This window comes from Pseudoalteromonas sp. S1610, from assembly GCF_005887465.1.
Taxonomy (GTDB): domain Bacteria; phylum Pseudomonadota; class Gammaproteobacteria; order Enterobacterales; family Alteromonadaceae; genus Pseudoalteromonas; species Pseudoalteromonas undina.
This window is the reverse complement of the sequence record NZ_PNDI01000039.1, coordinates 1-20,678: the sequence shown is the minus strand read 5'-3', so window position 1 is coordinate 20,678 and position 20,678 is coordinate 1. Positions and strand designations below refer to the sequence as shown.

16 protein-coding genes are annotated in these 20,678 nt (G+C 41.8%); 15 read left to right on the top strand and 1 reads right to left on the bottom strand.

The window, feature by feature from the left end:
- The 7 genes from CWB77_RS13565 to purF all read left to right on the top strand — a co-directional run.
- On the top strand, positions 1–1,299 hold a 1,299-nt coding region (locus CWB77_RS13565; RefSeq protein ID WP_283957549.1), incomplete at its 5' end, for a FimV/HubP family polar landmark protein.
- A gap of 169 nt (positions 1,300–1,468) precedes the next feature.
- Positions 1,469–2,263, top strand: coding sequence for a tRNA pseudouridine(38-40) synthase TruA (gene truA / locus CWB77_RS13560; RefSeq protein WP_008111070.1), 795 nt, complete (start codon positions 1,469–1,471; stop codon positions 2,261–2,263).
- Positions 2,264–2,426: 163 nt separating this feature from the next.
- Positions 2,427–3,302, top strand: a complete 876-nt coding sequence (gene accD, locus CWB77_RS13555; RefSeq protein ID WP_008111068.1) for an acetyl-CoA carboxylase, carboxyltransferase subunit beta — start codon at positions 2,427–2,429, stop codon at positions 3,300–3,302.
- A gap of 25 nt (positions 3,303–3,327) precedes the next feature.
- A complete protein-coding gene (gene folC, locus CWB77_RS13550) occupies positions 3,328–4,593 on the top strand; it encodes a bifunctional tetrahydrofolate synthase/dihydrofolate synthase (RefSeq protein WP_138623160.1) in 1,266 nt (421 codons plus the stop codon).
- 11 nt (positions 4,594–4,604) lie between these two features.
- Positions 4,605–5,231, top strand: coding sequence for an SPOR domain-containing protein (locus tag CWB77_RS13545; protein WP_138623158.1), 627 nt, complete (start codon positions 4,605–4,607; stop codon positions 5,229–5,231).
- A gap of 221 nt (positions 5,232–5,452) precedes the next feature.
- Positions 5,453–5,947 (top strand): CvpA family protein, encoded by a 495-nt coding sequence (locus CWB77_RS13540; protein WP_008111063.1) that lies wholly within the window; start codon positions 5,453–5,455, stop codon positions 5,945–5,947.
- 18 nt (positions 5,948–5,965) lie between these two features.
- Positions 5,966–7,492, top strand: a complete 1,527-nt coding sequence (gene purF / locus CWB77_RS13535; RefSeq protein WP_008468349.1) for an amidophosphoribosyltransferase — start codon at positions 5,966–5,968, stop codon at positions 7,490–7,492.
- A 78-nt stretch (positions 7,493–7,570) separates the two neighbouring features.
- On the opposite strand, the gene CWB77_RS13530 is transcribed toward purF, so the two are convergent.
- Entirely contained in the window at positions 7,571–8,170 is a 600-nt protein-coding gene (locus tag CWB77_RS13530) for a Yip1 family protein (protein ID WP_008111059.1), read from the bottom strand.
- A 199-nt stretch (positions 8,171–8,369) separates the two neighbouring features.
- Here CWB77_RS13530 and miaE (CWB77_RS18815) point away from each other — a divergent pair, with 199 nt between their 5' ends.
- From miaE (CWB77_RS18815) to CWB77_RS13490, 8 genes are all read left to right on the top strand, one after another.
- The gene (miaE, locus tag CWB77_RS18815; RefSeq protein WP_502705059.1) at positions 8,370–8,609 is read left to right on the top strand and encodes a tRNA isopentenyl-2-thiomethyl-A-37 hydroxylase MiaE; all 240 of its coding nucleotides are present in this window, start codon (positions 8,370–8,372) and stop codon (positions 8,607–8,609) included.
- Position 8,610: 1 nt separating this feature from the next.
- Positions 8,611–9,381, top strand: a complete 771-nt coding sequence (gene miaE / locus CWB77_RS13520) for a tRNA isopentenyl-2-thiomethyl-A-37 hydroxylase MiaE (RefSeq protein ID WP_138623156.1) — start codon at positions 8,611–8,613, stop codon at positions 9,379–9,381.
- Positions 9,382–9,393: 12 nt separating this feature from the next.
- Complete coding sequence (locus CWB77_RS13515; protein WP_138623154.1) at positions 9,394–10,683, top strand: hypothetical protein; 1,290 nt, start codon at positions 9,394–9,396, stop codon at positions 10,681–10,683.
- Positions 10,684–11,516: 833 nt separating this feature from the next.
- Entirely contained in the window at positions 11,517–13,829 is a 2,313-nt protein-coding gene (gene hsdR / locus CWB77_RS13510; protein WP_138623152.1) for an EcoAI/FtnUII family type I restriction enzme subunit R, read from the top strand.
- Position 13,830: 1 nt separating this feature from the next.
- Positions 13,831–15,594 carry an AAA family ATPase gene (locus tag CWB77_RS13505; RefSeq protein WP_138623150.1) on the top strand — a complete coding sequence of 588 codons (1,764 nt, stop codon included), beginning with the start codon at positions 13,831–13,833 and terminating at the stop codon, positions 15,592–15,594.
- A 3-nt stretch (positions 15,595–15,597) separates the two neighbouring features.
- Positions 15,598–17,082: a class I SAM-dependent DNA methyltransferase gene (locus CWB77_RS13500; protein ID WP_138623148.1), complete on the top strand. Its 1,485-nt coding sequence runs from the start codon at positions 15,598–15,600 to the stop codon at positions 17,080–17,082.
- Between the two features lie 2 nt (positions 17,083–17,084).
- Positions 17,085–18,323 carry a restriction endonuclease subunit S gene (locus tag CWB77_RS13495; RefSeq protein ID WP_138623146.1) on the top strand — a complete coding sequence of 413 codons (1,239 nt, stop codon included), beginning with the start codon at positions 17,085–17,087 and terminating at the stop codon, positions 18,321–18,323.
- A gap of 258 nt (positions 18,324–18,581) precedes the next feature.
- Positions 18,582–20,351, top strand: a complete 1,770-nt coding sequence (locus tag CWB77_RS13490) for a hypothetical protein (RefSeq protein ID WP_212750887.1) — start codon at positions 18,582–18,584, stop codon at positions 20,349–20,351.
- Positions 20,352–20,678 lie beyond the last annotated feature (327 nt).

Below are 20,678 nucleotides of genomic sequence, written 5' to 3'. Positions count from 1 at the left end.
GAACTTGAAGCAGAGCCTGATGTTGGATCAGAAGATGATTTTACCGATACGTCTTCTACTTTACTCGACCCAGAAGATGCGCTTGACGAATACAACGATGAAAACTTCAAAAGTGTCGATGATCTTTTAAGTGAGCTTGAGCAAACAGGCGATGAGGATGAACAAGTACCTGATTGGTCAATGGATGACTTAGACGATGATCTTGATGAAGAGGAAATTGATTTAGGCGATGATCCGCTTGCTGGCGATATCCAAAGCAACGATTTATCGTCAGAAGACGATGAGCTATATGAGCCTGAAATAATCACCCCAAGTGAAGAACTTGAGGAGTATCCTGAGTTAGAGCTGGATGATGAACTGCCTTTATCTGATGAGGAACAACAATCTTTAACACCACAAGAGCTACAAGGTGATAATTTAGATGGTGATGCCACAGGCATGTCACCCAGCCAAGCAGAGCAAGATCTCGCTAATGCTCTATCAGCAGGTAACGATCTCGATAGCCTAGAAGATGATTTTGATGATGAGCTGTTACTTAACAATGAGTTTTCAGAGTTAGATATAGAGCAAGCTTTAGATAATGATATTTCAGAGTCTGCAGATCTGACTGAACAAGCTGCAGATGAGCAAGCTGTTAGCTCTAATGATGATTTTGACGATGATCAACTTGATGCGTTAACAGAGTCAGCTGAATTTACCGATCAGCAAACAAATGCTGATCGAGAAGCTGATTTAACGCAAACGTCAGTACCGTCAGAATCAGAAATGATTTCAGATGATGAACTAGATGATGAGTTCATGGCTGATTTAACACAAACAGATTTTGATTCATTACTGAATGAGTTGGCTGAACCTGATGATGTTGATTTAAGCGACAGCAGTGAATTCGATGTTGATTTTAATAGCTTACTTAACGAAGATTTAGCTGATGATAAAGCACCATCGTTGCAAGAGCCCATTGAGAAACCTGAGGTTACTGAGCCATTAGATCAAGATGACTTTGTTGATATTGATGCATTACTAGAGCAAAGTGATGATGCGGATATAGATCACGAACCTTACACCGACGTCGATATGGATGTTGGTTTGGGTGACTACGATTCACTACTTGCTGGTGATAACCCTATGGATGTTGATACTCAAAGTGGTGGTTACTCGGCAAAGCTTGATCTTGCTCACGCATATATAGAAATTGATGATGCTGACTCGGCAGTTAAAATTTTAGATGAGATTATTAATAATGGCCCAGACGATGTGCAAGAAGAAGCACAAAATCTAAAAGCTAAGCTGAAAAACTAACAATAGCTAATCCTTAAAAGGATATCTAAGCTGTAAAACCCGTTATTGGCTAACACTAATAACGGGTTTTTTGTATCGCACAGTTAGGAACCTTAGTTCGCTGCTTTTATTGGAACGCCATATAGCATAAAATGCAGCGTCGATTAGCACAGTAGGTAAAGCAGTAATTATGCGAGTAGCACTTGGAGTAGAATACAACGGCGCGCGTTACAGTGGTTGGCAGCGTCAATCTCATGTAAATAGCGTACAACAAGAAGTAGAAAAAGCGTTGTCGCGCATTTGTAATCATCCGGTTGAAATTGTATGTGCAGGGCGCACCGATGCCGGTGTTCATGGCACTGGTCAAGTTGTGCATTTTGATACCCATGCTGAGCGTGAAATGGTGGCCTTTACATTAGGCATGAATACCTTATTACCAAAAGACATTGCTATTCGTTTTGCCCAGCCTGTGGTTGAAGACTTTCATGCTCGCTTTAGTGCAACTGCTCGTCGTTATCGTTATGTGATTTATAATTATGCGTTTCGTGGTGCGGTATTAAATGAAGGTGTTACCCATTTTCATCATCCTTTAGATGAAGTGAAAATGCAGCAGGCTTGCCAATATTTATTAGGTGAGCACGATTTCACCTCGTTTAGAGCGCTTCACTGCCAAGCTAATACGGCAACGCGAACGATTCATCATTTATCGGTACAGCGCCAAGGTGCTTATGTCATTATTGATATTAAAGCCAATGCGTTTTTGCATCATATGGTACGTAATATTACCGGGTGTTTAATGGATATCGGTTTACATAAACATGAACCAATTTGGTTAAAAGAGCTGTTAGATGTTAAAGAGCGGGCCAAAGCGAGCGCCACAGCAAAAGCGGCGGGTTTATATTTAGTAGATGTTGATTACCCAGAACACTTTAATATTCCTAGAACGCCGTTGGGGCCTTTGTTTTTAGCCGATACCGATATTTAAAAGGTAATCAGGTGATGATTTTTATACGCTATTATTCGTAGGGCTAACTACTAAGACCAGTTTTTTATACCGTGATAGCGTAATTCATGTTTTAATTGGAAAAATTTGTTTGCATGGTTAACATGTAGACTCGCGACACAGAACAGCATTAAGAGAGTTGCAAATGAGTTGGCTAGAAAAAATCTTACCAAAAACGACTAAATCTTCAGGTCGTAAAGAAATTCCAGAAGGTGTATGGGCTAAATGTACGTCATGTGATTCAATTTTATATAAAGCAGAATTAGAAAAATCACTAAATGTATGCCCTAAGTGCGACCATCATATGCGTGTTAGTGGTCGTAAACGTCTTGAACAGTTTTTAGATGACGGTGACCGCCACGAATTAGGCGCTCAACACGAACCTAAAGATGTGCTTAAATTTAGAGACTCTAAAAAGTACTCAGACCGTATTAATGCAGCTCAAAAGTCAAGCGGTGAAAAAGACGCACTGGTTGCAATGAAAGGGAACTTAAAAGGTATTCCGGTTGCTGCAGTTGCATTTGAATTCTCATTTATGGGTGGCTCAATGGCATCGGTTGTAGGTGCTCGCTTTGTTGACGCGGTTGACCAATGTTTAGAGCATAATATGCCGCTGATTTGTTTTTCTGCATCGGGCGGTGCACGTATGCAAGAGGCGCTAATGTCACTTATGCAAATGGCTAAAACCAGTGCTGCACTTGCTAAAATGACCGAAAAAGGCCTACCGTTCATCTCGGTAATGACTGACCCAACAATGGGTGGTGTATCAGCATCATTGGCAATGCTTGGTGATATTAATGTTGCAGAGCCTAAAGCTTTGATTGGTTTTGCAGGTCCTCGTGTTATTGAACAAACCGTGCGTGAAACACTACCAGAGGGTTTCCAACGCAGTGAGTTTTTATTAGAGCACGGCGCAATCGACATGATTATTGACCGTCGAGAAATGCGCGATACGCTAGCACGTATCTTAGCAAAGTTTATGAACTTGCCTTCTACGGAACAAGAGCATAGAGTAGCGTAAATTTCAGCTTTACTGATTACATGCTATGACAAAAACAATTCCTAGCCAATCATCAAGCCTTGATGATTGGCTTTGTTATTTAGAGAGTGTTCACCCTGCTAATATAGAAATGGGCTTAGAGCGCGTTGCTCGTGTTGCTAACAACATAGAGCTTTTAACTTCCTCAAGTAAAATCATTCTTATTGCAGGCACCAATGGCAAAGGAACAACAGCACGTTGTTTAGAGTCATTATTATTAGCCCAGGGTTATTGTGTTGGCACCTATGCTTCACCTCATTTAGTTCGCTATAACGAGCGTGTACGCGTTAATGGGGCAGAGCTTGACGATCAATACCATGTCGATGCGTTTAATTTACTAGAGCAAGGGCGTGGTGACACACCATTAACCTATTTTGAATATGGTACCTTAGGCGCGTTGGCTATATTTAAACGCTTAGAAGTTGACTACGTGTTGTTAGAGGTCGGTTTGGGCGGGCGTTTTGACGCGACCAATATTGTTACCCCATTTGCTAGTGTGATCACCACCATCGATTTAGATCATAAAGAATATTTAGGTGATACCCGTGAGCTGGTGGCTTATGACAAGGCGGGAATTTTTAGAGAGAGTACCCCGGCAATTATTGGAGATTTAAATATCCCGCATACAATGACCGATTATGGCAAAGAAATTAACGCTAATATGGTGCTATCGGGCAGCGACTTTATTTTTAAAGAGCATGAGCAAAGTTTTAGTTGGCAATTTAAAGCACATAATCTCGAGTTACCTAAACCGGCCATCCCGTGTCAAAATGTGGCCACTGCGTTAACGACATTGTCGGTGCTAGATTTATTACCAAGTGATGAAGTGATAACTCAGTGCATAGCCAACTTAGTGGTAGAAGGGCGCTTTCAACAATTAAGTGAGTCGCCATTAGTGTACACCGATGTGGCACATAACCCTGAATCGGCACGTTATTTAGCAACTAAGTTAGCAAGCTATAAAGATAAAGGCTTTAAAATTCATGCATTAGCCGCTATGCTTGCTGATAAAGATAAAGTCGGTGTGCTTAAAGAAGTGGCTGATGTAGTCGATGAATGGTCGTTGGCTAGCTTAGGTGGCCCGCGAGGGGATAGTGCAGCTCATCTTCAACAGGCGCTTTCAAGTATACCCAATAGTCATTTTAAACAGGGTTATAGCAACGTAGAGATAGCATTGGATGCTATTTTGCCAAGCCAGCCAAGTAATACACTATTGATTGTATTTGGCTCATTTTTTACCGTGGCTGGCGCTATTCATTACTTTAAAAAATAGAGAGGATGTCGGTGAACTCAGGTTTTATTAATCGCTTAGTCGGAACAAGTATTGTGGTGATCGCAGCAATTGTGTTTATTCCCAATATACTCGATGGTGAAAAAGTGCACTATAAAGAAGGCTTTAAAGCGATTCCAGAACGCTCTGAGTTCAAGACCATTGATTTACAAGAATCAATTGATCAGCAAGTGGCAAATGCAGAACCATTAAAAGAGGATGAAATTGAAAATATTCAGCCTGATGATGCTGCATTTGAGCAACAAAATAGCTCAGCTGAAACTGACGTTACTGCACAGCCAGCAATGGTTGAAGCGGTCATAACCGATACAAAGCAAGACACAGTCACTACCGAGCAAAATAACGCTACGCGTAATACCAATGAAAACTTAACAAGTATGGCGTATGTCATTCAGCTTGGTAGTTTTTCTCATGCGGCAAATGTAAAAGCGTTGCAAGCAAAGCTAAAAACGAAAGGTTTTAAAAGCTTTACTAGGCCAATTAAAACGCCAAATGGTACGTTAACTAAAGTATTTGTAGGGCCGTCATTAAGTAAAAATGAGCTGCAGTCCCAACTTCCCGCGCTGAAAGAGCTAACTAAACTAAACGGTAAAGTTACTCAATTTGAAGTGGCAAAATAACTTAGTCATTAATAGGTAAATGTGTTTATCAGCTGATATTACACATTTATCTATTCGATAAGTTTAAACCAGAACTATCCTCACTTTTAGCCTGTATATTTCACACTATTTTTTATCTAAAAACTGCATGTTTTTACTCACCTGCAATCTCACGCTTAAACTTGCATCACTGGGAGGTTTAGGTATAGAATGCGCCCAAAATTAGCGACTAATTGGTTCTTATGATCTGGGTTGATTACGCCATTATTGGCATTATTGCACTCTCTACCATCATCGGTTTAATACGCGGCTTTGTTAAAGAAGCTATGTCATTAGCGGTATGGGCAGGGGCTTTCATCATCTCCAGCTTATTTTATCAATATTTAGCTTCCTTCCTAACATCCATTTCTGAACCCCTTTTAAGAAATGCAGCGGCCATTGCCATATTATTCTTTGCGACGCTATTGTTAGGCGGTTTACTAAACTATATTTTAGGTGAGCTTGTACAGCGAACCGGATTATCCGGCACAGACCGTGTTTTTGGTGTGGTGTTTGGTGCTCTTCGAGGCGTGTTGGTCGTGAGCGCGTTACTCTTCTTTCTTGATGCTTTTACTGGTGCGCCAAATACGCATTGGTGGGGCAACTCTATTTTGATTCCAGAATTTGGCTTTGTAGTTGAATGGTTCTTTTCGTACCTAGAAAACAACTCGAGCTTTTTAAATTCAGTAAACCGTTAATCGGCGAGGATAAATTACATGTGTGGTATCGTTGGAATAGTCGGAACATCGCCAGTTAATCAGGCGATTTATGATGGCTTAACCGTTTTGCAACACCGTGGCCAAGATGCTGCGGGTATCATAACTATTGAGAACAATACATTTAGCTTGCGCAAAGCAAATGGCCTAGTGAAAGATGTATTTCACACTCGTCATATGAAACGTTTGCAAGGCAACATTGGCATTGGCCATGTGCGCTACCCAACAGCGGGTTCTTCAAGCTCGTCAGAGGCTCAGCCGTTTTACGTGAACTCTCCTTTTGGTATAGCACTTGCCCATAATGGTAACTTAACCAATGCAGAGTCGTTAAAAGAGCAGTTATTTTCAGAGGCACGTCGCCATGTTAATACTACCTCTGATTCTGAGATTTTACTTAACATCATGGCACATGAGCTAAGTAAGCCAGACAAACTAAAATTAGACCCCGAAGATATTTTTACAGCGGTTACTGAAGTTAACAATAAAGTGACGGGTGGTTATGCAACTATAGCCATGATTATCGGTCATGGTATTGTGGCGTTTCGCGATCCAAATGGTATCCGTCCTTTAGTATTTGGTAAACGTGAATCTGCTGCCGGTACTGAATATATGTTTGCATCAGAGAGTGTGGCGTTAAAGCCAGATGGCTTTGAGTTTATTCGTGACGTTGCCCCAGGCGAAGCGATTTACGTGACTGAAAAAGGTGAGTTTCATTCTTTTACCTGTGCAGATAAAGTGTCTTACTCACCATGTATTTTTGAATTTGTTTACTTTGCGCGCCCGGATTCAACCATTGATCGTATGTCGGTTTATGCTGCACGTGTAAATATGGGAACTAAACTAGGCGAGAAAGTAGCACGTGAGTGGGCCGATAAAGACATTGATGTCGTTATTCCTATCCCAGAAACTTCATGTGATATCGCTTTAGAAATGGCACGCGTACTTGATTTACCTTACCGCCAAGGCTTTGTTAAAAATCGCTACATTGGCCGTACGTTTATTATGCCAGGCCAAGAGCTACGTAAAAAATCAGTACGTCAAAAACTCAATGCAATTGACCGTGAGTTTAAAGGTAAAAATGTCCTACTTGTTGATGACTCAATAGTACGTGGTACTACCTCAGCACAAATAGTTGAGATGGCACGCGAGTCAGGTGCTAAAAACGTTTACTTTGCGTCAGCTGCACCGGAAATACGCTTTCCAAATGTATACGGCATAGATATGCCATCGGCGGCTGAACTAATTGCACATGGTCGTGAAGTAGAAGATATTAACCAAAGCATTAGTTCTGATGGTTTAATCTTTCAATCATTAAGTGATTTGATTGCCGCAGTTAGCCAAGAAAACCCTGAAATCACTAAGTTTGAAACGTCAGTGTTTGATGGACAATACATTACTGGCGATGTTGATCAAGACTATCTAAATCGTATTGATAAGCTACGTAACGATTCTGCTAAAAGCACTCGCGAAAACGCGATGTCGTCTGGTTTAGAAATCCATAACCAAGATGAAAACGAATCTGATTAACCGTGATAATACTGCCTGATAGCATTATCGGCGTTACAAAAAAAGGAGCTTAATCGCTCCTTTTTTGTTTTTCAATTTTTAGGTAAACATAGGGCTGATAATACCGTTGGTCCATAGCATGGCGGTAAGCGCTAAAATAATAACAAGTAGAATTAATCCACAGGTGACAACAGAGCTTGCATAAATAAAGCCGCGCTCCTGCGGAATGTGCATTAAAATAGGGACGCCGGTATACAGTAAATAAACAGAGTAAGCGAGTGCCACTAAACCAACACACACCACAAACCACAACTCAGGCCAAAAGGCAGCCAATGCCGACATAAACACCGGTGTTGCGGTATACGCTGCCAGCTCGATAGTTTGGGTAAAGGTTGGTTTAGCACCAAAAGTAACCGCCATCCAATGCGCTAAGTAGGCCAGTGCAAATACACCGCCAATTAAAGCAACATACATAGCCGCACCAATCATCAGTGCGCTTTCATGGGTTAAAAAAACTGGGTTACCTGTGCCTATACTCCAGCCTAGGTAAACCGATGAGTAGTATCCCATTGCTGAGGGAAATAAAGCGATTAGCAAAATGTGCGATAAGCTGTAGGTTAAGCTTTCGTGACGGTTATCAATTGTTTGCCACTCTTCGAGTGGATGGGCGTATAAGCCCCATAGGTGATTTAGTATCATTGCGTGCTCTCCATAAAAGGATATATTACTGTTTGGTTATAGTTGGTTTGTTTTTTATACAGTCCATTTAGTTATGGTTCAGTAACTAAGCAAAGTCAAGTTATCCACATGCTTGTAATAAGGGCGTGTGTTTATTTTATTCAGGGCATTATTTCGTGTTAAAATACATAATCGCAATTTATAGCAATGAGTAGTCAGCGTGCCACATAGCCAGCTTTTAGAGCCAATTAACAACTTTTTATTATGCAGTACCCCCGATGAGTGGGTTGAACAGGCGACCAAAAAAGAAAATTTACCCATCATATTAATTGATCATTTAATTTGTGAGCTAACTACTTATGCGTGCAAGTTGTTAAATGGTTGTACAACGAACCTATTTATAAGTGCTTTCAATGGTGATTTTCCCCTAGGCCATAAATTAAAAGCTAAGGAGGCTTAAGATGGATGAGTTACTAAAGCCAATTAATTCGTTTCTGCAAGCATCAACGCCTGATGAGTGGGTTACTGAGGCAACAAAGCAAGATAACCTATCCGTGGTGCTCATAGACCACCTAGTGTGTGAGTTGAAGGCTGCCCAGTCAGCAATGTTCTTGATTCGAAAGTATGCAGTGGATAAAGAGAGCGGTGATGCGCTACTCGAATGGCTTAAACCCTTTGAGACACTGATATACAAGCGACAGGGTAACTGGCGTGAACTAGCAGACAAGAATAAGCTCACCAAATCAATGATCCCAAAGTCGAATACACCTTACGGGCAAAACTTGATAGACAAAATGGTGATGCTTATCAAAGAAGAGCTTCATCATTTTTATCAAGTACTCGAGATCATGCATGAGTATGGTGTCGAGTATCAGAGTATTACTCCATGCCGTTACGCAAAAGGGATGCTGCGTCATGTAAAAAGTTATGAGCCTGATGCTTTGGTCGATAAACTAATCATAGGTGCGTATATTGAAGCTCGCTCTTGTGAGCGTTTTGCAAAGCTTGCTCCGTATGTTGATAAACGCTTAGGTGATTTTTATATCTCATTGCTTCGCTCTGAAGCGCGTCATTACCAAGATTACTTAACACTGGCACAAGATATTAGCGAATTTGATATCACTGAGCGCGTTGAGTTCTTTGGCAATGTTGAAGCTGAGCTTATCTCTAGCCCCGATGAGGACTTTAAGTTCCATAGTGGCTTGCCAGTTTCTGTTGCTAGTAAGTGTTAGGTAGCAGCTGAAATGAGGCTTAACGATATCCTAGAACTCGAAAGAGCTATAAAACTTACTAGCTCTAGGTCACTTCGAAGTGAGAAGGTAACTAATAGGCTTACGAACCGAGTAAGCTATAAAAATATAGCAGCAGTAGAGGAGCTACTCGAATTACTAAAGAGTGACTTTCACGCCAGCGGCAATAAATTTCACAAGAATGTATACCGTGTTTACCTGAGCATACTTCTGGCGCACTTACTTGATGCTAGGAACCATGAGTGTAGGGTAAGGTACTCTCGATCAACCAGTCATTCTTCTGGCTCTATAAATACGGAAATCATAATTAAGCTTTTAGACTTTCTTGAAAAACTTGGATTAATTAAACAACATATTGCAGCTCCAATTGAAGGGAACCCTGAGCAGTCGACTTTTTGGCCCACAGAAAAGTTCACTAGCTATTTCTCAGGTAAGTTGGAGTTGGGAAATATAGCATTTGTGGGTAGCTTTATCTGCCTGAGGGACAAAGATAAAAACGATTTACCCCTGCCTAAATGCGCAGATATTTTGTCTAGTAGAGTTAGTAAGGTCAACACTCTATTGCAAAATACAATAGTTCTTCAAGACAAGAAAATGCTAGCTGTTGCGCTAAGGCGTATATTCAAGTATTCACTTGATCTCGGTGGAAGGTTTTACGATCAAGGTGGGATCTCTTATCAAACCAGTAAAAAAGAGCATCGTAAATTAATAACGATTGATGGCTATCCTACTAAAGAAGTTGACTTTAAAGCGATGCATCTGAATATGCTTTATGCTTGGGCAGGTATTAAGATAGATCGAGATCCTTATACAATTGAGGGACTAGAGCGAGGTGTTGTTAAGGCGCTTGTACTACGCTTTGTCAACTCTGATAACTTGGGTGGTTTTAAGTCTGCTGTTACTAGAAGCTCACGTCCAAGCTTTAAGCAAAAAATGAACTGTCCGATTGAAAGAGCTAAGGTAGTTCGTGAGTCCAGAGAAAGCTTCATAGAGGGTCTTCCTGATGGGTTGACCGGGGAGGAAGCACACGGCTATCTAGTATCGGCTTATGCTGACATTAGCGAGTATATCGCTCAAGAGGGCATAGGGTTAAGACTTCAAAACACAGATAGCAGAATCATGGATGCAATTTTGGCTGAATTGTGCGAAAAAGGTATAGCCGCACTGCCGTTGCATGACTCAGTCATAGTAAAAGAAAATGATGTTGCGATAGCACAAGATGTTATGAGAACAGCTTATAAAGATATAATGGGTGGGTTTGAGATTGAGGTTTCAGTTTCATAGGCGTAATCAGCTACCATGCAGTTACTTTTGCAATTAAGCAGTTGTAATTGGTGTGGATTGGCCACTTAGCGTATTCATATGACTAATTATGTAATGTAAATAGGTAACACTCCTACGACGAAGTCGGAGGAGTACGGGTAAGGCGCAGCCTTATCCGTCCTTGCGGTCGATTATCATTGTTGCTTCTCTAATTGGAGTCTATCCTAGGCTAGAAGGGGGGTAGTCGATATGTATTTAGTGGTACCCCTTGTACATTTAGCCTTCTGTTTTACCCTTTCAGCTTTATCGTTCGAAACCCCTTGCATCGCAATTAATTTGGGATCAGCTTATGACGTAGCCACGACAGCTAGGTTTATCTTAAAAGTGTTCATATACACTTAATTTGGGATGAAAAACCTTTTTTAACTACGGTCTAAGTGGAAACAGTGATTGTGAGTACGAAAAATTAGCTACCTGCGGCGCAGAGGGTTTGAAACAACTTCAAAGGGTATGCCCGTTGGCCTGACTGCTTGATTCTTTAATGCTACTCATACGTTAAGTGACTTGGTAAAGCCTATGCAGCAGCTGCTTAGCGTTAATAGCAGTCTTTAATTTTAACTATGGCCCGCCAAATATTCCTATCAACTTTACGAACCTGGCGCGTGCTTTTTAACTGGCTGATGAAGAGGCTGTATAGCTTGAAACTCAACCTAAGTCTAAATACGTAAAGACAAAAAAGTGGTTTTTGTGTATAAAACACTACCGACTAAGTATATATTGTCGGTAGTTAAACTTACGTGCACACGTGCGTTATAGTAGGATATAAGTGAATAACGTATACAGGGAGTAGATAAGTGCAATCAGAAGCAGATACAAGAGCAAATTATATAGATCCTGCTCTCAAGGCCGCACATTGGCAGCCTGGTAATATCATTCGGGAGCATTACTTCACAGATGGCCGCAAGCTATCAGGAGGCCTTCGAGGCAGGCGCTGTTTCGTCGACTACCTTCTTCACAAGGAAAACCGTTACCTCGCAGTTGTTGAGGCTAAGAAGGAGTCTGAGCACCCCACTAAAGGGCTTCAACAAGCCATTGACTACGCTAAAAAGCTATTAGTTCGTTTTGTATACTCCAGTAATGGCCTTCAAACCTATGAGTTTGATCTTGAAACAGGTAAGGGGGACTACATTGAGTTTTACCCAACACCAGAAGAGCTCGAAAACCGTTACAACGGAGTGAGTTCCGATTTGGGGCAGCAGCTGCGTAATGTACCGTTTCATCTAGAAGGAGCAATGCAGCCTCGCTATTATCAAGAGCTAGCCGTACATGCCGCCACTGATGCGATTGGTAAAGGTAAGCCACGAGTATTGCTTACTCTGGCTACGGGCACGGGTAAAACATTCATTGCTTTTCAAATTGTGCACAAGTTGTTTCAATCCCGCTGGAACAAAGAAAATCCTGGCACCCGCCGCCCCAGAATACTATTTTTAGCCGACCGTAATATTTTAGCAGACCAAGCAATTAACACCTTTAACCCATACGAAAAAGACCTGATCAAGATTAACGGGGAAGAAGTACGCAAGCGAGGCGGAATAGTACCAACTAATGCACACATCTTTTTTGCCATCTACCAAGCTATTGCTGAACGCGAAGATATAGAAGGGCACTACAAAGCCTACCCAAGTGACTTTTTTGACCTAGTAATGATTGACGAGTGTCATCGTGGCAGTGCTAATGAATCGGGCTCATGGCATGCTATTCTGAAACACTTTGATAGTGCCGTGCATGTAGGTTTAACTGCAACACCAAAACGTGAAGCAAATGTAGACACTTACAACTACTTTGGTGCACCAGCCTTCGAGTACTCACTAAAAGACGGTATCAATGATGGCTTCCTAACCCCTTATCGAGTCAAACGTGTCCGTACTAACTTAGACGAGCTGGTACTGACCAAAGACGACAAAGTCATCGAGGGCGAGTCAGGACAAGATGTTTATCAGGTTGAAGACTACGACAAGAAAATAGTTGTCGACGAGCGTACAGAGCTAGTGGCGAAGGCTATTATTGACAATATTAACCAGCTCGACAAAACCATCGTTTTTTGTGAGAACCAAAACCATGCGCTTACTATGCGCGACATGATCAATAAGCACAAAAAGGTTAAAGACTCACACTACTGTGTACGCGTTACTAGTGATGAAGGCAAAGGTGGACGTGAGCTACTTGAGAAATTTCAAGACAACGATAAAGACATTCCCACGATTATCACTTCATCACAAATGCTCACTACAGGTGTTGATGCTCGTAATGTGCGCAACGTAGTGCTCGATCGAACTATAGGGTCAATGGTGGAGTTTAAGCAAATCGTTGGTCGGGGTACTCGCGTTTTTGACGGTAAAGACTACTTCACTATTATCGATTTCCGTGGTGCTTCTAATAAGTTTTACGATAAAGATTGGGATGGAGAGCCTGAAGCGCCAGAACCAGGCGGTACCACTGAAACTACACCACCTTACACACCAGAGCCGCCAGGAGGTACAGAAGGGCCAGAGCCTACACCTGGTGAGCCTAAGCCACGGTTAAAAGTGAAATTAGGCAAGCATCGTGAACTTAAGGTTACTGATGTTGAGATCCGCTATATAGACGACAATGGTAAGCCGCTCACAGTGCAAGAGTTTGTTGAGCGTCTTATCACTCAACTGCCAGGGCTATTTAAGTCGGTTGAAGAGTTAACTAAAATTTGGTCAGATCCCGACGAACGAGAAACCTTACTCAGTAAACTTGTGCAAGCGGGCTTCGATAAAGAGCAGCTTGCGACGTTGCGTCGCATGTTCGAAGCTGAAGAGTGCGATATATTCGACCTACTTGCTTTTTTAGCCTTCGAGCAGCCTATGGCTACACGTAAAGCTCGCGCTGACAATGTACGTGCTAATAGCACCTTTTTTAGTCAGTACCAGCAAGAAAAGGCTCAGCAGTTTTTACACTTTGTACTCAACCGCTACGAGCAAACAGGCAGTGCAGAGCTATCACGCGAGCGCTTGCCAGCTCTAATTGAACTATCAGGTTTGGGGACTATTAAAGATGCCTCGACTGCTTTTGGAGGTAAACCTGCATACCTACTAACAGCATTCAAACAATTGCAGCAACAGCTTTATCATGTGAATTAATATGGAAATAACACTAGCACCGAACCCTCTGTATGACCAACAGCAAAACCTTATTATTAACAAGGTAGCAACCTTGATAGGTGAGAATGGCAGCGGTAAATCAAGCATATTGCAATCAATATTTAGTGAAGGGCTTAGCAACGGAAATAATACTGACTTTCGCACGGTATGCTTTTCATCAGGCCAAAATGAGTCATTCTCAAAACAATTCAACGAGCATGTTAAGAAGGTAAGACGCCGAGGAAAATCAATGGCATTAGCTTCATTTTATTATGATAAAACGTGGTCAAGGTTGTTAGTGTTTTTAGCTACATCATTGGTACGGGACGGCAAAGTAAGAACTTTTTTGCTCGAAAAGGGTTATGCTGAAGAGAGCCCTGATATTAACCGAGATGATACTACAAGTAAGTTGTCATTTTCTTTTCGTATTGATAAACGCTATGCGCAACGCATTCAAGATGCGTTAAAAAAAGAAGAGATGGGAGAAAAAAATACCCTTAGACATACGCCTTTTCACCGTTCATTGGAAAGCTTTATAGAAGAGCTTATAGATCTTGAATACCTGTTTGAGAGTAAGCTCCCTAGCCAGCGAATAGAATTGTCATCTTATGATTTACTCTCAGTAAAATTTGCTAGAGTTAACCCAGATGAGGGTATAGATGAGATTGATTTTGGTGATGATCCATCTATTAGCTTTCTAACACAGGCTGTTAATGGGAATTTTATTAACAAGAGAAGCTTCGAGTTAAGACTTCTGGGCAACATTGAGCTAGATGACTTAAGCGATGGCGAATACCAACTACTTTTTCTTTATGCGTTGACAGACCTTTTCGATGCGCCTGATACCTTGTTCTTATTGGATGAGGCCGACTCACACCTGCACTATAAAAATGTGGAAAAACTATGGAGTTTACTACATGGTATACAAGGCAGTGCAATTACTACCACACATTTACTGGACTCTATTTCAGCCAAGGAAAACCGCATTGAACACCTCAAAGTCGTAGAAAGTGGCCGTATTAATGATGATAATAAAATCAAGCAGTTAATCAACCGGTTAAGTGTGCTATCACGTGTTAAATCTGTTGAGTTTGAAGTGTGTGGCAAGTTGCCAAATATTGCCTTGTTAGATGATTACAACGATTGGATCATTTTTATCCGCTTGGCTGCTCGTGCAGGGCTAGACATAGATAAGTTATCCACTGTTCATGCAATGAAAAAGTCATCAAGCTACGCGTCAGCTAACGAGACTTTTGGTAAAGGTAAAGTTGATTGGCTACATGGTTTAAGTAAAATTGACTCGCCACTTATCACCACTAGAGCCTTCTTAATCTGTGACAGGGATGAAGCTGCACTTGAATGGAACGCCAACGATGGCGTGCAAGTCAATGGGCGTATCTATAATGACCTACTCAACGCAGTTAAATGGCCTCGTGGTACTAAAGTGTCTCCATATCTACTGGCTTGGAAACGCCGTGAAATCAAAAATTACTTGCTTTCACATACTGCACTATCAAATAATGACGTCCTAGACCAAGTCAACAACGGCGATATTGCGTTACGCAACCACTTAAAGCCTGATAAACCAGGTGACAATGATGATATCCGTCGATTAAATGCCAAAGGTGTCATTGACCCACTTATAAACACTGAGGGCGCAGGGCTCGACATTGAAAAGCTCCAAGCTTATATCGATCTTATTCCGCCCGAAGAAATCAGCGAAGACATCACCAACATGTACAACTTTATTACTGGAAAACTTTAAACAATGTCATTACAGCAAAAAATAGACCGAATTACCGACATACTTCGCCGCGACGATGGTATTAGTGGTGCCATGCACTACACAGAGCAAACTTCATGGGTGCTATTTTTAAAGTTTTTGGATGATTACGAGTCTGAAAAAGAGGATGAAGCAGTTTTGTCAGGCAAGGCCTATCAACCTGTCCTGGATGATGATCATCGCTGGTCAAGTTGGGCTTGCCCTAAAAATGCTGATGGTAAGCTAGACATTAATCGGGCACGTACGGGCGATGACTTAACTGACTATGTCAATAACAAACTGTTCCCATACTTAAAAGGTTTCGCAGATGCAGCCGTAACAGGCGCTGGAGCCGACCCTAAATCGTTTACATACAAGATTGGGGGGATTTTCCAATACTTGGATAACAAGGTCGCGTCAGGCCATACGCTTCGTGAAGTGCTGGATATTATCGACACCCTAAACTTTCAATCTGGTGACGAAATGTTCGAATTGTCACTCGTCTATGAAGGTCTGCTACAGAATATGGGTGATGCGGGAGGCTACGCAGGTGAATTCTACACCCCTAGACCTGTTGTAAGGGCGATGCTTAAGGTAATTGACCCTAAGGCAGGGCAAACCATTTACGATGCAGCAGCAGGCTCATGTGGCTTCTTAGTGGAGGCCTTTGAACATTTAAAGTCCAAAAAGGATGAGCTTTCTACAGAGCAATGGAATTTTATACAACGCGATACTTTTTATGGGTTTGAAAAAACCTCGTTGGCTTATGTGATGGGCATGATGAATATGATCTTGCATGGTATCGAATCGCCCAACTTGTACCGAGGAAACACTCTTACTCAGAACATACGTGATATTCAAGAGAAAGATCGCTACGACATCATTCTAGCCAACCCGCCATTTGGGGGTAAAGAGAAGCCGCAAATCCAACAAAATTTCCCAATACAAGCTAACGCCACTGAGTTGTTGTTCATGCAGCACTTTATGAAAACGCTTAAAAGTGGCGGCAAAGCTGCTATCGTAGTGCCAGAAGGTGTACTGTTCCAAACCAACAGCGCTTTTAAGCAAGTTAAGCAAGAGCTGCTAGAGAGCTTTGACCTGCATACTATCTTAAGTCTACCCGCTGGTGTGTTCTTACCTTACTCAGGCGTTAAAACGAACGTGTTATTCTTTGAGCGAAGCGGTGGTACAGGTGATGTGTGGTACTACGAATGTGAGCCAGATCAAAGGCTCACCAAAAACAAACCGATAACTGATAAGCACCTGGAAGATTTTGTTAAGCTGTATCGTAGTCGTGAAACTACGGAGTGTTCATGGACAGTATCGGCCAGCAAGCTTGCAGAAGACTATGACCTATCAGCTAAGAACCCTGCCAAGCAGAAAGATGCCGAGCATTTAGCGCCCAGCGATATCGTTAAGCAGATCCGCACTAAGGAAAAACTGGTATCAGGGCTGTTGGATGAAATTGAAAACCTGTTGGTGGAGAAGTAAGAATGGAACAGGTTTTACATAAACTACCGGATGGGTGGGATTGGCATTCGGTCAAGAAGCTTAGTCATAATATTCAGTATGGGCACACAGCTAAAGCAGAAAGTAACGGTAACGCAAAGTTCTTGCGGATCACTGATATTCAAGATGGGAAGATCGACTGGCATGGAGTTCCAACAGTATACTTAGAAGACAAAGAAATCAGCAAGTACGCGTTGAATGATGATGACTTGATCTTTGCCCGTAGTGGTGCAACTGCGGGAAAATCTATTCTAATCAAGAATGCTCCAGAGGATGCCGTATTCGCATCTTATTTGATAAGAATTGTTCCAAACAAAAAGGACATTATTCCAGAATATTTAAGTTATTTCTTTCTAACACCTGCTTACTGGGAGGTTGTTGGTCAGAATGCCGCAGGCGCAGCTCAGCCCAATATCAACGGCACAAAGCTTTCAGAGTTTATTGTACCTGTGGCTCCTCAAGGCGAACAAAAACGTATCGTTGAAAAACTCGATGCACTACTCATCCGTATTGACACCGCCATCAAGCATTTGCAGGAAAGCGTTACATTGGCTGATGCGTTGTATGCGAGTGAGCTGAATGAGATTTTCCCATCAGATGCTGATATCGAGTCTTTATCAGATAAAGCTGGCTGGGTTTCACTATCCGATATTTGCACTTTCGAAAACGGAGACCGAGGTAAAAATTACCCATCTAAATCAGCATTCGTAGCTGAAGGTATTCCAGTAGTTAGTGCCGGTAATCTTGGGGAAAGATTTATAGATCATAAAGGGCTCAATTACATCACACCTGAGCGTTATGACTTGCTAAGAAGTGGCCGAATAAAAATTGGTGATATTTTGTTCTGCCTAAGAGGCTCATTGGGCAAAGTTGCCATTTCGAAAGACATAAATGAAGGCGTAATCGCTTCTTCCTTGGTGATTATTAGACCAAAAGATCGAGTGTCGGCGGAGTATATTTATAAATTTTTGAAAAGCGGTCTCTGTCAGAAATTTATCTCTCACTACAACAACGGCGCAGCACAGCCGAATTTGTCGGCTAAAAGCCTCGGAAAGTTCATGTTGCCACTTCCTAATGCAGATGAACAAAAAATAATTATCGACGGTTTAGATGAGAAATATCAACTTAACCAGAAGTTGCGAGATGCACTGAGAGGAAAGATTGAGAGTCTTAAAATCTTAAAAGCATCAATTCTTGATTCCGCCTTTAAAGGCAAGCTCTAAGGAGGGAGTATGAGTTTACAAACCAATCTCAAAGGTCGCTTACGCAACACCTCCTTACCGAAGAGCCATGGGCTAATGCCTGTATTTGAGGCGGTAGTAAACTCTATTCACTCGATTGAGGAAAGAAGCTGTAGTGAGACCGGTAGAGTTGTTCTTCGTATCGATCGTGCTGCTCAAGGCAGTCTCGATTTCAACGTTAAATCACAACAGCCAATCATTGGTTTTACTATTACGGATAATGGTTGTGGCTTTGATGAAGTGAACTTTAGATCATTTGAAACGCTTGATTCTGATCATAAAATAGGTAAAGGCTGTCGAGGCGTTGGCCGCTTGATGTGGTTGAAAGTGTTCGATTTGGTGGAAGTGGAAAGCCACTTTATCGATACTGATGGTGAACTCAAAAAACGTATACTTCGTTTTGATGATAAGAAGGGTGTACATGGAGAGAAGGTTGTTTCTCCTACAGCCCAGAAGTCAGGTACTATTATTAAGTTAATGGGCTTTGACAAAAGCTATAGAAAGCAGGTGCCTTGCAAAGGAGCCTCTATAGCTAACCAACTACTGGAACATATACTTTGGTATTTCGTACGTAGCGAAAAGCCGCCACTGATGATTGTAGAAGACTCAGGAGAGACAATAGACCTTGACACTTTGTATAACGAGCATATGCATGCAAGTACTCATCATGAAACCATAACTATTCAAGACCACTCCTTTGACCTCACTCACATCAAATTTAGAGCATCAGTCAACAAAAAGCATCAACTAGCATTATGTGCTGCGAACAGGTTGGTTAGAGAGGAGTCGATTCAGGGCAAGGTACCTGGCCTTTACGGCAAGATATCAGATGCTGACGGTGAGTTTACGTACACTTGTTATGTATCCTCTAACTATCTAGATGAGCATGTACGAAGTGAGCGTACTTCTTTTAATATTGCCGAAGACGTTGATGACATGCTCAACGATGTGAGCTTTAGCACTATTCGTGTTGAGGTGTTAGCCCGTACTAAAGAGTACCTACAAGACGTTTTAGCAGAAAATGTATCAGCAGGTCGTAAGCGTGTAGAAGACTTTATCGACAATAACGCGCCACGATACCGGCCTATAGCACACTATGTAACGGAAGAGATGCTAATTGTTGATCCTGAAAAGTCAGATAGAGACTTAGAGCTGCATTTACATGCCCAATGGTACGAGGTTGAGCGTCAACTTGTGACCGAGGGTCATGACGTAATGCAGCCTAGAAATGATGAGCTCTTAGAGGTATACAAGGAAAGGCTAAGTGAGTATTTACGTAAAGCTGAAGACCTCAAAAAGTCTGATCTAGCTAATTATGTATCACATCGTAAAGTTGTAATCGACCTACTGCAAAAATCCATAGAGCGGCTAGATAATGGCAAATACGCACGTGAGGATATGATTCATGAGCTGATTATGCCCATGCGTAAGGATTCTAGCGAGGTTTTTGTTGACTCATGCAACCTTTGGCTTATCGATGAGCGTTTAGCCTTTCACAATTACTTGGCTTCTGACAAAACGCTGAATGCCATGCCTATTACAGGGAATGTCACCACTAAAGAGCCAGACTTACTAAGCTTAAAAGTGTTCGATAATCCTATGCTCGTTAACGACGATACGAGTTTTCCACTTGCCTCAATAACCGTAATCGAAATTAAGCGCCCAATGCGTAATGACATGAGCAAGGGTGAAGAGAAAGACCCCATTGATCAAGCTCTCAGTTATTTAGAGCGGGTTCGTGATGGTAAAGTGACGACAAAGTCTGGAAGGCCTATACCTGGGAATAATGATATTCCTGGCTATTGTTATGTATTGTGTGATCTGACTGAGTCGATGAAAAAGCGATGCCGTCGAGCTAACTTACGCATCACATCTGATGGTATGGGCTACTTCGGCTACAATGAGCCGTCACATGCCTATATTGAAGTAATTAGTTTTGACCAGTTAGTGAAGGCAGCTAGAGAGCGAAATAGGGCTTTCTTCGACAAGCTAGGCTTACCCTCCGCATAGTATGTCAACTGTGATTGTTATCGTTGTACAATGATTATAGGTGTTATTAATATTCAGACACGCACTTAAAGGTCTACATTGACTTCAGTGCTAAGCGGATTGTTTTCCGTGTAGTTACTAGTTAATTATGTTGTAAAACTAAGTATGCAGCTAACATTGTACAACGATTCTAAGGGCACCTTTAATACTCAAACACGCGCTTAGGCACTACATCGATAGCAGTGTTGAGTGACTCTTCTTGTTACCAAGTTCACCACTAAATCATGCGGTAAGTTAAGTCAGCCGTTATAGTTATTCAATGATTTTAGGAGTTATTAATATTAAAAC

Excerpts from the sequence above, each read along its gene's own strand:
- CWB77_RS13540 (WP_008111063.1), top strand. The coding sequence starts at position 5,453 with ATGATCTGGGTTGATTACGCCATTATTGGCATTATTGCACTCTCTACC.
- purF (WP_008468349.1), top strand. The coding sequence starts at position 5,966 with ATGTGTGGTATCGTTGGAATAGTCGGAACATCGCCAGTTAATCAGGCG.
- truA (WP_008111070.1), top strand. The coding sequence starts at position 1,469 with ATGCGAGTAGCACTTGGAGTAGAATACAACGGCGCGCGTTACAGTGGT.
- CWB77_RS13505 (WP_138623150.1), top strand. The coding sequence starts at position 13,831 with ATGGAAATAACACTAGCACCGAACCCTCTGTATGACCAACAGCAAAAC.
- miaE (WP_138623156.1), top strand. The coding sequence starts at position 8,611 with ATGGATGAGTTACTAAAGCCAATTAATTCGTTTCTGCAAGCATCAACG.
- CWB77_RS13495 (WP_138623146.1), top strand. The coding sequence starts at position 17,085 with ATGGAACAGGTTTTACATAAACTACCGGATGGGTGGGATTGGCATTCG.
- CWB77_RS13515 (WP_138623154.1), top strand. The coding sequence starts at position 9,394 with ATGAGGCTTAACGATATCCTAGAACTCGAAAGAGCTATAAAACTTACT.
- CWB77_RS13500 (WP_138623148.1), top strand. The coding sequence starts at position 15,598 with ATGTCATTACAGCAAAAAATAGACCGAATTACCGACATACTTCGCCGC.
- accD (WP_008111068.1), top strand. The coding sequence starts at position 2,427 with ATGAGTTGGCTAGAAAAAATCTTACCAAAAACGACTAAATCTTCAGGT.
- CWB77_RS13530 (WP_008111059.1), bottom strand. The coding sequence starts at position 8,170 with ATGATACTAAATCACCTATGGGGCTTATACGCCCATCCACTCGAAGAG.
- folC (WP_138623160.1), top strand. The coding sequence starts at position 3,328 with ATGACAAAAACAATTCCTAGCCAATCATCAAGCCTTGATGATTGGCTT.